General features: G+C 62.4%; 11 protein-coding genes. 8 read left to right on the forward strand and 3 right to left on the reverse strand.

Translation table 11 applies throughout. From position 1 onward, the window contains the following. Positions 1-47 precede the first annotated feature (47 nt). Complete coding sequence (locus BM026_RS13200) at positions 48-2,009, reverse strand: methyl-accepting chemotaxis protein (RefSeq protein WP_093528905.1); 1,962 nt, start codon at positions 2,007-2,009, stop codon at positions 48-50. Positions 2,010-2,324: 315 nt separating this feature from the next. Between BM026_RS13200 and BM026_RS13205 the strand changes: the two genes are divergently transcribed. Genes BM026_RS13205 through BM026_RS13215 form a run of 3 tightly spaced genes read left to right on the forward strand, consistent with a single transcriptional unit; the run spans position 2,325 to position 6,359 of the window. After that, a complete protein-coding gene (locus tag BM026_RS13205) occupies positions 2,325-2,780 on the forward strand; it encodes a (2Fe-2S)-binding protein (RefSeq protein WP_058427060.1) in 456 nt (151 codons plus the stop codon). Further along, positions 2,780-4,999, forward strand: a complete 2,220-nt coding sequence (locus BM026_RS13210; RefSeq protein ID WP_093528908.1) for a xanthine dehydrogenase family protein molybdopterin-binding subunit — start codon at positions 2,780-2,782, stop codon at positions 4,997-4,999. The genes BM026_RS13205 and BM026_RS13210 overlap by 1 nt, the downstream gene beginning before the upstream one ends. 16 nt (positions 5,000-5,015) lie before the next feature. Next, positions 5,016-6,359 carry a c-type cytochrome gene (locus BM026_RS13215; RefSeq protein WP_093528911.1) on the forward strand — a complete coding sequence of 448 codons (1,344 nt, stop codon included), beginning with the start codon at positions 5,016-5,018 and terminating at the stop codon, positions 6,357-6,359. Positions 6,360-6,361: 2 nt separating this feature from the next. On the opposite strand, the gene BM026_RS13220 is transcribed toward BM026_RS13215, so the two are convergent. Both BM026_RS13220 and gabP read right to left on the reverse strand, forming a co-directional pair. Continuing rightward, positions 6,362-7,438, reverse strand: a complete 1,077-nt coding sequence (locus tag BM026_RS13220; RefSeq protein ID WP_093528914.1) for a choline metabolism transcriptional regulator GbdR — start codon at positions 7,436-7,438, stop codon at positions 6,362-6,364. After that, a complete protein-coding gene (gabP, locus tag BM026_RS13225) occupies positions 7,435-8,844 on the reverse strand; it encodes a GABA permease (RefSeq protein ID WP_093528917.1) in 1,410 nt (469 codons plus the stop codon). Before gabP ends, BM026_RS13220 begins: the two co-directional genes overlap by 4 nt. Before the next feature lie 347 nt (positions 8,845-9,191). Here gabP and BM026_RS13230 point away from each other — a divergent pair, with 347 nt between their 5' ends. The 5 genes from BM026_RS13230 (at position 9,192) to flgG (ending at position 12,422) form a co-directional block, all read left to right on the forward strand. Beyond that, complete coding sequence (locus BM026_RS13230) at positions 9,192-9,473, forward strand: BrnT family toxin (RefSeq protein ID WP_058427065.1); 282 nt, start codon at positions 9,192-9,194, stop codon at positions 9,471-9,473. Positions 9,474-9,476: 3 nt separating this feature from the next. Beyond that, complete coding sequence (locus tag BM026_RS13235) at positions 9,477-9,851, forward strand: BrnA antitoxin family protein (protein ID WP_058427066.1); 375 nt, start codon at positions 9,477-9,479, stop codon at positions 9,849-9,851. A gap of 4 nt (positions 9,852-9,855) precedes the next feature. Further along, a complete protein-coding gene (locus tag BM026_RS13240) occupies positions 9,856-10,299 on the forward strand; it encodes a GNAT family N-acetyltransferase (RefSeq protein WP_093528920.1) in 444 nt (147 codons plus the stop codon). 110 nt (positions 10,300-10,409) lie between these two features. Next, positions 10,410-11,510 (forward strand): serine hydrolase domain-containing protein, encoded by a 1,101-nt coding sequence (locus tag BM026_RS13245; protein WP_093528923.1) that lies wholly within the window; start codon positions 10,410-10,412, stop codon positions 11,508-11,510. Positions 11,511-11,636: 126 nt separating this feature from the next. Then, positions 11,637-12,422 carry a flagellar basal-body rod protein FlgG gene (gene flgG / locus BM026_RS13250; RefSeq protein ID WP_093528926.1) on the forward strand — a complete coding sequence of 262 codons (786 nt, stop codon included), beginning with the start codon at positions 11,637-11,639 and terminating at the stop codon, positions 12,420-12,422. Positions 12,423-12,435: the final 13 nt, after the last annotated feature.

The following is a 12,435-nucleotide window of genomic DNA, read 5'->3' on the forward strand; positions in this document are numbered from 1 at the left end:
GTGATGCAGGTGGCTGCACTCGGCGGGGCGCGCTGCACGCCAGTCGATCAGGCCACCTTGAAACGATTGACCAGGCGTTGCTGCTGCTCGGCCAGGCGCGCCAGCTCCTGGCTGGTAGCGGCCGTCTGTTCAGCCCCGGCACTGACCTGGATCACCAGGTCATTGATCTCGTTGACGTTGCGGTTGATGTCCTCCGAGACCGCACTCTGCTCTTCGGCGGCCGATGCGATCTGCATGTTGCGATCACTGATCCCCGACACCCCTTCGGCGATCTCTTGCAGCAACTCACCCGCTCGTTCCACCTTGCTCGCACCGTCCTGCGCCTTACCCAGGGTTTCTTGCATGGACGTGGCCGCACGGTCGGAGCCGGTCTGCAGGTTGCTGATCATCTGTTGAATACTGCCCGTGGACTCCTGGGTCTTCTGCGCAAGCACACGGACTTCGGACGCCACCACCGCGAACCCACGGCCGTGATCGCCGGCCCGCGCCGCTTCGATCGCCGCATTCAAGGCCAGCAGATTGGTTTGCTCGGCGATGCCCCGAATAACGTCAAGCACAGTGGAAATGCCGTCGCTTTCCTGCTTGAGATCGCCAATGATCAGCGCGGTTTCCTCGGCCTGCCCCGAGAGCTGGCGGATCAGTGCGATGGTGCTTTCTATTTCGGCACGCCCTTGTGCGGTGCTGGTATTGACCCGTTGCGACATCTGCGCCGCATCGTTGGTGCTGTGCGCCACTTCGCGCACGGTGGCACTCATCTGGTTGATCGCCGTCGCCACCAGCTCGGTGCTCTGGCGTTGCTGCTCGACGCTCTGGCTGGTCTGGATCGTGACCGTGGAGGACTCCTCCGCCGCCGTCGCCACTTGGGCGGTGGCGTTGCCGATTTCCTGCACGACGCCACTGATCTCTTGCGCCATGCGGTTGAGGTTGTGTGAGATCTGGCCGAATTCGTCGCGGCTCTGGTACGTCGCCCGTGCCGTGAGGTCGCGCTGCGCCAGGTCGTTCAGCACCCGGTTCAGGTCGCGCACCGCCGAGCCGATCATGCAGATAATCAGCCAGGACAACACCACAACCGCCAACAGCGCCACCACCACCGCGCCCAGGGTCAACCACAGGGCACGACTGGCGGCATCGCGTTCATGCTTCGCCAGGTCGCTGACACTTTGGCCCAGGGTTTCTTCCACTTGGCTCATCAGGTCGATGCGTCGAGTGGAGGTTTCAAACCACGCCTCTGGCTTGATGCCCAGCGCCTGCCCCATCGGCACCTCAAATGCCAGGCGTTGCAGTTTGCCGACTTCCACGGCGGCGGGGTTTTGCATCTGCTCATCGAACTGTTGAAGCGTGGCTACCGGTGCCTTGCGGCGGAACGCATCGTAGTAGGCATTGAACTCACCCAGGTTACGGCTGAAGCGTGACAGCAGCGTCGCATCAAAGCGATCCTGATTGAATACCAGCCCCAGTATCACGCGCTCGCGTCCGGCGCGCTCTTTCATTTCGATGAATTGGTTCAACGCGCCGAGGGCATAGACCAGGGTTGCGTTGTTGACGCTGGCCTCCAGGGAATGGGTATACCCCACCAGGGCCTGGATGATCTCGGTGTAGCGCGCGCCGGATTCGGTGCTATTGATGCCCAGCTTGTCGATCTGTGCACGGGTCGCCGGCAGTTGGTCCAAGGCACGCTGCACGCCATCCAGGCTCGCACCACCCGACGCCCTCAAGCCGCGTACCACCTCGACCGCCGCGCTGGAGTCCTGGCGCATCTGCAACATCCTGTCGCCCATCGACTGGCCACCACTGCCCAGGAAAACCCCGCTGGCACCACGCTCACGTTGTAGCGTGGTGATGAGTCGGCTCAGCTTCTGCGCGGTGGCGCTGGCCGTCACCGTGGCGTCCATGTCGCGCAGCGTCTTGTAGTTGTCCACCACGAACACGCCGGCCAATGTCAGGAACCCGAGCATGGGCAGCAGCAGGATCAACAACAGTTTCAGACGCAGTGGTGCATTCTTGAGCATTTGCCTAAAGCCTCATTTCCATGGATCGCAATGACGCACCGCGCCAGAATAGTGGCGCCATGATATCACCGCTACACACCGCTCTACGCTCGCCATGCCCATTCGTGGCCCCCGATTCGAGCTTGTATTGACCTGGGTCAATCGCCGCTTCGATAACACCAGACTGGCTCATTTCTCTTGAATACTTGCCTGATCCTCCGACTTATCGATTAACGGATAGATAGCCCTTGCGCGCTGGTCTAGAGTTCGACAATAAGCGGCCACTGCGTTCACATCTAAAACAGGCCGCACCTACCGATGATCAGCAGGTGAGCCATGGAATTACGAATCAACCAAAAGGCCTATCAGGTCGATGCCGACGCGGACACACCATTGCTGTGGGTGATCCGCGATGACCTGGGCCTGACCGGCACCAAGTACGGCTGCGGCCTGGCCCAGTGCGGCGCCTGTTCGGTGCTGGTGGACGGCAATGTGGTGCGCTCCTGCGTCACGCCGGTGGCCGGGGTGGTCGGGCGTGAAATCACCACCATCGAGGCGATTGAAGACGACGAGGTCGGCAAGCGTGTGGTCGCGACCTGGGTCGAGCAACAGGTGGCGCAATGCGGCTACTGCCAGTCCGGGCAGGTGATGGCGGCCACGGCGCTGCTCAAGCACACCCCCGCGCCGAGCAAGGCGCAGATCGACGCCGCCATGGTCAACCTGTGCCGCTGCGGCACCTACAACGCCATCCATGCGGCCGTCGACGCCCTGGCCAAGCAGGAGGGCGCGTGATGAACATCCTCGACGAACTGCTCGACGCACCGGTCAACCTGTCACGCCGCCGCTTTCTGGCGAGTACCGCCGTAGGTGCGCTGGTCATCGGTTTCGGCCTGCCATTGGGCTCGGGCCGGGTACAAGCCGCCACTGCCGCTGAACGCGGCACCCAGGTGCCAGCGTTTCTGGAGATTCGCCCGGACGGCACGGTGCGCCTGCTCAGCCCGTTCATGGAAGGCGGGCAAGGCACCCATACCGCCATGGCGCAGATCGTCGGCGAAGAGCTGGATGCCGACCCCGCCACCTTCATCGTCGAGGCCGCCCCGCCTGGCGAAGCCTATGTGGTGATGGAAAACGGTATGCGCATCACCGGCGGCAGCATGTCGGTGCGCATGAGCTACCCGACCATGCGCCGTCTCGGTGCCCTCGGCCGCGCCATGTTGTTGCAGGCCGGCGCCAAACAATTGGGCGTGCCGGTGGGCGAACTGACCACCCAACCTGGCCGAGTCGTGCACGCGGCATCCGGCCGTTCGCTGGGGTATGGCGAACTGGCCAGCAGCGCCCTCGACATGCCAGTGCCCGATCCTGCCAGCATTACCCTGCGCGACCCGAGCCAGTTCCGCTGGATCGGCAAGCCGGTCAAGCGCCTGGACGCCTACGACAAATCCACCGGCAAGGCGCTCTACAGCATCGACCTGAAAGTCGACAACATGCTCCACGCCGCCGTCCAGCATGCGCCACGCCTGGGCATGACTGTGGGCAGCCTGCGCAACCAGGCGCAGGTCGAAGGCATGAAGGGCGTGCATTCGGTACACGTGCTGCCGGGCGCGGTGGCGGTGGTGGCTGAACGCTGGTGGCACGCCAAGCGTGCGGTGGAAGCGGTCCAGGTCGACTGGCAGGAAGCGGCGGCCGGCTCGACGCTGCGCGTGATGCCGGCGGACTTCTCCAGCGACAAGCATTTCGAGTTCCTCGCCGCCCAGCAGGGCCCGGCCCGTGATGACGAAAACGAAGGCGACGTGGCCGCCGCGCTGAAAGGCGCCAAGACCCAGGTCGAAGCGACGTATCACAACCAGTACCTCAACCACGGCCAGTTGGAGCCGCCCTCCGCCCTGGCCCGCTTCAACCCGGATGGCACCCTGGATATCTGGCTGCCCAACCAGGCGCCGGACATGTTCCGCGCCGATATCGCCAAGCGCACCGGCCTGGACCCTGCGCAGATCAACCTGCATTCACCGTTGCTCGGCGGTTTTTTCGGCCGGCATTTCCTGTATGACTCAGCCAACCCCTACCCGCAGGCCATCGCGCTCGCCAAGGCGGTGGGTCGTCCGGTCAAGCTGATCTGGAGCCGAGAAGAAGAGTTCCTGCGCGATGTATTGCGCCCGGTGGCCGTGGTCAAGTTCCGCGCCGCACTGGATGACAAAGGCCTGCCGGTGGCCATCGAAGCGGTAAGCGCCACCGAAGGCCCGACCGAAGCCCTCGCCGGCAAACAGGGCGACAAGATCGACCCTACGGCACTGGAAGGATTGTCGGGCAAGTCCTACGCCATCCCCAACAAACGCATCGCACAGATCTACGTCAAAGGCGCGCCCATGCTCGGTTACTGGCGTTCGGTGGGCAATTCGCTGAATGACTTTTTCTACGAGTCGTTCCTCGACGAACTGGCGGACAAGGGCAAACACGACCCCTATGAACTGCGCCTGCACCTGCTGCGCGACAACCCACGGCTGACCACCTTGCTGCAAGCGGCGGTTGAACTGTCCGGCGGCTGGAAGCGCGGCCCCTTTACCGCCGAAGACGGCAGCCGGCGTGCACGCGGCGTGGCCATGGCCTCGCCGTTCGGTTCCCACACGGCGGCGATTGCCGAGGTGTCCATCGAGAATGGCAAGGTCAGGGTGCACGATATCTGGCAGGCCATCGACCCGGGCAGCATCGTCAACCCGGCGATTGTCGAGGCTCAGGTGAATGGCGCGGTGGCGCTGGGCTTGTCACAGACCTTGCTGGAAGAAGCGGTGTACGTGGACGGCAAGCCACGGGCGCGCAACTACGACCTGTATCCGATCCTGGCACCGGCGCAGATGGCGCGGGTGCATGTGCGGGTCGTCGAGAGTGGCGAAAAGATGGGTGGTATCGGCGAGCCGCCGTTGCCTGCCGTGGCACCGGCCGTGGCGAATGCGGTGGCGCAATTGACCGGCCAGCGTGTTCGCAGCCTGCCCTTGAGCCGACACACCTTCAGCTGACTTTCAGGAAATGCCCATGAACAACCGTCGATTCGCAAGAACCGCAGGCTGGCTGGCGCTGCCCTGCCTGGTCGCGGCAGGCCTGCTGGCCTGGTACGTCACCCGTGAGCCCGCCACACCGTTTGCACAAGCGCCGGCCACCGCCACCTTCGAGCCGGCCCTGGTCAGCCGCGGCGAATATGTCGCGCGTCTCAGCGACTGCGTGGCCTGCCACAGTCTGCCGGGCAAGGCGCCGTTCGCCGGTGGCCTGGAAATGGCCACGCCGTTGGGGGCAATCCATGCCACCAACATCACGCCGGACAAAACCACCGGGATCGGCAGCTACAGCCTGGCCGACTTCGACCGTGCGGTACGCCACGGCGTGGCGCCGGGTGGTCGACGGTTGTACCCGGCGATGCCCTACCCGTCCTACGTCAAGCTCAGCGACGATGACGTGAAAGCGCTGTACGCGTTCTTCATGCAAAGCGTGCAACCGGCCAACCAGGCGAATATCCCCAGTGATATTCCCTGGCCGCTGAATATGCGCTGGCCCATCGCGCTGTGGAACGGCGTGTTCGCGCCCACTGCAACTTATGCAGCCAAACCCAACCAGGACGCGCTGTGGAACCGCGGCGCCTACATCGTCCAAGGCCCCGGCCACTGCGGCAGTTGCCACACGCCACGCGGGCTGGCCTTCAACGAGAAGGCGCTGGACGAATCCGGTGCGCCGTTCCTCGCCGGTGCCCTGCTCGACGGCTGGTATGCACCGAGCCTGCGCCAGGACCCCAACACCGGGCTGGGCCGCTGGGACGAGGCGCAGATCGTGCAGTTCCTCAAGACCGGGCGCAATGCCCATGCGGTGGTCTACGGCTCGATGACCGAAGCGTTCAACAACTCCACGCAGTTCATGCAGGACGACGACCTGGCCGCCATCGCCCGCTACCTCAAGTCACTGCCCGGCGATCCGCAGCGCGACGGCACTCCCTGGCAGTATCAGGCGGCCGCCACCAACCCGGACGCCCCCGGCGCCCACACCTACGCCACCCGCTGCGCCTCCTGCCATGGCCTCGACGGCAAGGGCCAGCCCGACTGGATGCCGCCCCTGGCCGGCGCCACCTCGGCCCTGGCCAAGGAAAGCGCCTCGGCGATCAACATCACCCTCAACGGTTCGCAACGCGTGGTAGCCGCCAGCGTGCCGGACGCCTATCGCATGCCGGCGTTCCGCGAGCAACTGACCGACCAGCAAATCGCCGAGGTGCTCAGCTACGTGCGCGGCACCTGGGGTAACAACGGCGGTGCGGTGGATGTGGAGGCGGTGGGCAAGTTGCGCGGGCATACCGACCCGGCGAGCAGCAGTCCGATCATCTTGCATATGCGCTGAGTTCAGGACTTCAGGTTTTTCACACTGGCAAATGTTGCCTCGCCCCGCGCCTGCTCCAATACATTCATTGGTGCGGGCGCCGGCAATGTGTGCAACGCTGGCTTGAGCATGATGGACCGCTCGCTGTCCGTGACGGAACGCTCGTCACTGGGGGGCACGCCGAAGTACTCGCGATAGCATTTGGAGAAATGCGGCGTGGACACAAAGCCGCAGAGCACGGCCAATTCGACGATTGAAATGGGTGTCTGCTTGAGCAACTGCCGCGCGCGGATCAGCCGCAGCCGCAGGTAGTAGCGCGAGGGCGAACAGTGCAGGTACTTCTGGAACATGCGCTCAAGCTGGCGACGCGACAGCGCGACATACGCCGCCAGTTCATCCAGGTTGATCGGCTCTTCCAGGTTGGCCTCCATCAATGCCACGACTTCCTGCAGCTTGGGCTGCTGGGTGCCGAGCATGTGCTTGAGCGGTACGCGCTGGTGGTCCTGCTCGTTGCGGATGCGCTCGTAGACAAACATGTCCGAGATGGCCGCCGACAATTCGTGCCCGTGCTCACGGCCGATCAGGTGCAGCATCATTTCCAGGGGCGCCGTGCCGCCTGAACTGGTGAGCCGGTCGCGGTCGAGGGTGAACAGGCTGGAACTGACGGTCACCCGTGGAAACGCCTCCTGCATCGCCGCCAACCATTCCCAATGCACGCTGCATTCATACCCGTCGAGCAAGCCGGCCCGCGCCAACACAACGCTGCCGGTGCAAATCCCACCCAGTCGCTTGGCATAACGCGCCTGGCTGCGCAGCCACTTGACCAGTTCGCCGGTCACGGTGCCCTGGATGCCGATGCCGCCGCACACCATCACAATGTCGGCGGGCGGCACGCTGAGGATCGAACCGTCGGGCGTGATCGGCACACCGTCGCTGGCCCACACCGGGTTGCCGTCCGGGCTTGCCGTGTGCCACTTGTAAAGCTCCTGGCCCGACAACTGGTTGGCCATGCGCAACGGCTCGACCGCTGCCGCCAGCGACATCAGGGTGAACTGGTCCAGCAGCAGGAAAACAATACTGCCGACCGGGCGGCCACTCATGATTGCGAAACTGCGGCCACCGGTTTTTGCGTGGGTTCCGGGTGCCGGGCGGTGAGCAAGCCGATCAAGGAAATCATCAGGGCCAGGACGAGGGTCGAAGAGACTTCGAAACGGTGTTCAGGCGTGACCAGCATCACCATCAAGGCCGCGCAGATGAACGCGATGACCAGCCAGGTCAGCCACGGAAACAGCCACATCTGGAAGCTCAGCGTGACCTTGAGCTGGCGCAGGGTCTTGCGCATGCGCAACTGCGAAACCGCGATCACCAGGTACACCAGCAAGGCGATGGCCCCCGAACTGGCCAGCAGGAACTGGAACAGCCCGGCCGGCATGAAGTAGCTGAGCAGGGTCACGCCCGCGCCCAGGATGGTGCTGGCGATCACCGCCGCCCTCGGCACACTCGCCGCCGAGGTCTTTTTCATCAGTGCGGGTGCATCTCCACGCTTGCCGAGGGAAAACAGCATGCGCGAGGCAATGTAGATCGAAGAGTTCATGCAACTGGCCACGGCGATCAGTACCACCCCATCCACCAGCAGCTTGGCGTGGGGAATGTTCATCAATTCCAGTGCACGCTGATAAGAGCCGACCGAGGCCAGCAACGGGTCATCCCATGGCACCACGGAGATCACCACGAAGATCGACAGCAGGTAGAACACCCCGATGCGCCACATCACCGAGCGCGTGGCCCGGGCGATGTTCTGCGCCGGGTTGCTGGACTCGGCCGCCGCAATGGTGACGGCCTCCGTGCCGATAAAACTGAACATGATGGTGATAAAGGCGCCGACCACCGCCGACAGCCCGTTGGGCGCAAACCCGCCATGGTCCTGCATCAACTGGCCAAGCCCACTGGCCTCGCGTTCCGGCACCCAGCCCATCAGCACCGCAAAGCCCACGCCGATAAAACCGATGATCGCGATCACCTTGGCCATGGCGAACCAGAACTCGAACTCGCCGTACTTGGACACGCTGAACAGGTTGGTGACCACCAACAAAAAGATCGACAACAAGGCAAACAGCCAAGCGTCGATCTGCGGGAACCACTGGTTGAGGATATGCCCGGCGGCCAGGGCCTCGATGGGGATCACCAGCACCCAGAACCACCAGTACAGCCAGCCGATGGTAAAGCCGGCCCAGCGGCCGATGGCTTGGTCGGCGTAGGTCGAGAATGAGCCGGTGTCCGGGTTGGCCACCGCCATCTCCCCCAGCATGCGCATGACCAGCACCACCAGCAGGCCGGAAAACAGATAGGCCAGCAGCACCGCCGGCCCCGCCGCCGCAATCGCATGCCCGGACCCGACAAACAACCCCGCGCCGATAATCCCCGCAATGGAAAGCATGGTGACATGGCGCGGCTTGAAGCCTTGCGCCAACTGGCCGTTCGAGTCGTTGGAATTGAGGCTATTCATTGTTTTTGTTGTTCTCGGTGACCGGCGTGAGGACTGACTGGAGGGTCAGGCGATCGTCATTTTTGAATGATGGGTCACCTTACGCGGGCTGACTGGCGCGAAAATAGCCTGGAAACGGCGGGGGTTGGTCTGATATCGACATAAGACCTTATCTGGCTATGGAATCGGAATCTGACTACTTAACGGATCACCGGTTACGCACGGACATACGCGGGCACCCTCCTCAAAATCGATCCCTCACTGATAGGTAGGGATGTGCGTACCCGAATCGGGACCCGCAGACGCTGAACCAATGCCCTGACTGTCGCTTTGTCCAATTGCTTTTATATACATATAAAATATGCATAATGAGAACTTTCAGGATTCAATACGACAAAGCAAAAAGCATCACTAATCAGCAAAAGCACAAGGGCGTGAGCCTTGCCGATGCAGAACCGGTGTTTTACGACGAGACCGCTCTAACCATACAAGACAATGATCACGACGAAGAGCGTTGGATAATCATGGGTACGGACGCAAAGGGACGCGTATTGGTAGTGGCCTACACCTACCGCGATCCAAATTTTGTACGGATTATCAGTGCCAGGCGCGCATCCAAAAATGAACGGCGCCAGTACTTGGAGGCTTGAACCATGAAAGACGAATACGACTTCAGCTCCGGCAAGCGCGGTGCAGTCGCCAGCAACAAAGGCAAAACCCGAATCACTATCATGCTGGATGATGCGGTGATTGCAGCCGCCCGCGAGCGAGCGGAAAATGCAGGTACCGGTTATCAAACCGTGATCAACAACCTACTGCGCCAAGTGTTGGTTTCCCAAGACGCGCATAACCTCGGATCCGCACTGACGAGAAAAGCCAAAACCCTGCAAGTCATCAAGGAGGGAATCAGCCTTTGCGAAGTCGAAGCGCTGGAACAGCAGCTGATCGCGCTCGCCGGAGAGTTGAATCGAGTATTAGTCACACCAAAACCGACCAAACCAAAGGCTAAACCCACTCCGCTGAGGTAATCACTTGCCTACACGCTCGATAAACATCCGCCAGGCCACGCCCGACGACGTGCACGCCCTGATCGAACTGGATGCGTACGCCACGGCCCATACCCACCGCCGCGTATTCATCCATGATGCGGTGGTTCGCCAACACTGCCTCGTCGCCGTCGATAGCGCTGGCCGGTGTGTGGGATACCTGGTGCTGGCCCATGATTTTTTCGATCATGGCTTCGTGTCGCTGGTGGTTGTGTCACCGGTTTATCAGCGCCAAGGCGTTGCGCTGCGGTTGCTGACGGCGGCACAAGCAGCGTGCAAGACGCCCAAGCTGTTTACTTCAACCAATGCGTCGAACACCGCCGCCCAGGCGCTGTTTGCAAAGGCCGGGTTCGTGCCGAGCGGGCACATCGAAAACCTTGACGATCACGACCCTGAGCGGGTGTATGTGAAATTCATCCAACCCCTGTGAGTGCTGGCCTCATCAGCTCCACGCCGCCTCCATCGAACCTCCCACAAACATCCACCCCCCTCGCGCACACTGGCACCTCCTGAAACCGCAAAAACGCTTCAGAGGTGCCCATGTTCCGAACCCTTGCGGCGAGTGTCCTGCTGATGTCCGCGCCCCTGGCGATAGCCACCCCGCTCACGGACGAACAACGCTCGGCCATCGACCGCTATGTCAACGCAGAAATAACCCGTCAGCAGTTGCCGGGCCTGGCCCTCGGTATCTTCCGAAACGGCCAGGCCGTGCTCGCCAAGGGCTATGGCCTGGCGAATGTGGAACTCGACGTGCCCATGAGCGCCGACAGCGTGTTGCAGTCCGGCTCGGTGGGTAAATCCTTTACCGCAACGGCCGTCATGATGCTGGTGGAGCAAGGCAAGGTCGGCCTGGACGACAGCATCCGCCAGTACTTCCCCGAGGCGCCGGCAAGTTGGGCGCCGATCACGGTCGCCCATCTGTTGTCCCACACGTCTGGCTTGTCGGCCTACGACACGCCAGCGCTGCAAAAGCCTGGTGGCCCATTGGATATACGCCGCGACTTCACCGAAGCGCAGCTGGCCAAGGCGATTGCCAAGCTGCCGCTGGACTTCAAGGCCGGGCAGAACTGGGCCTACGAAAACACCAATTTCGTGCTGCTCGGCATCCTGATCCAGCGTGTCAGCGGGATACCTTATGGCGAGTTTCTCCAGCAGCGTATCTTCACACCGCTGGGCATGCGCTCGACACGGGTCATCTCGGACCTCGCGATTGTGCCCAACCGGGCGTCGGGCTACGAAAGGGTCGACGGTGAGCTGAGGAACCAGGAATGGGTGTCGCCGACCTTCAATGCCACGGCCGACGGCACGCTCTATTTCAGCGTCCGCGACCTGGAGCGCTGGGACCGCGCCCTCTACGATGAAACCCTGCTGACACAAGCCTCGCTGCAACGGATGTGGACGCCCTACCCCTACGCCGGCAAACAGCGGGCGCAAGGCTACGGGTTCGGCTGGGAAATCCGCACAGTCAACGGCCACCCCGTGATCGAGCACGGCGGCTCCTGGCAAGGCTTTACCTCGTCCATCTCGCGCTACCTCGACGACCGGTTGACGGTGGTGGTGCTAACCCTGGATGCCGAACACAGCTACCCGGAAGTCATCGGACGTGGCGTAGCCGGCCTGATCGAACCCGGATTGAAGTGATCAGGGCCAACAAAAAATGCCGCTCTCCATCATTCCTCCACAAAACCTCCCCTGAATGCGCACGTTCGTTGCGCACAATGGCTTTCATCAGAGTGCCCGGTCGACCGGGTTCACACGGAGAACGGCATGATTCCAGCCCTGTACGTCGCAAAAACCGGCTTGTCGGCGCAGGACACGCAGCTGACGACAATTTCCAACAACCTGGCGAACGTCTCGACCACCGGTTTCAAACGTGATCGCGCCGAGTTCCAGGACTTGCTCTACCAGATCAAGCGCCAGCCGGGCGCGCAGTCGACACAGGACAGTGCGTTGCCGTCGGGGTTGCAACTGGGCACCGGCGTACAGATCGTCGGCACCCAGAAAAACTTCAGCGCCGGCAGCCTGCAAACCACCGGGCAACCGCTGGACCTGGCGGTGAACGGGCGCGGTTTTTTCCAGGTGTTGCAGCCGGACGGCACCACCGGCTATACCCGCGACGGCACCTTTCACCTGAATGCCAATGGCCAGGTGGTGACGGCCAGCGGCTTTGCACTGGAACCGGCCATCGTGGTGCCGGATAACGCCAAGACCTTTACCGTGGGCCAGGATGGCACGGTGTCGATCACCGTGGCCGGCAACCCTGCTGCGCAAGTGATCGGCAACCTGCAAACCGCCGACTTCATCAACCCCGCCGGCTTGCAGGCAATCGGCAACAACCTGTTCCTGGAAACCGCCTCCAGCGGCGCGCCCCAGGTCGGCCCGCCGGGGCTCAACGGGTTTGGCACCACACTGCAACGGTCTCTGGAGACCTCCAACGTGAGCACCGTTGAAGAGATGGTCAACATGATCACCACACAACGGGCCTATGAAATGAACTCCAAAGTGATTTCCACCGCCAACCAGATGTTGGGCGCCCTCACCCAGAAGCTATGATCAACACTTGCAA

Source organism: Pseudomonas sp. NFPP24 (genome assembly GCF_900112095.1).
In the GTDB taxonomy this organism is placed as follows: Bacteria; Pseudomonadota; Gammaproteobacteria; order Pseudomonadales; family Pseudomonadaceae; genus Aquipseudomonas; species Aquipseudomonas extremorientalis.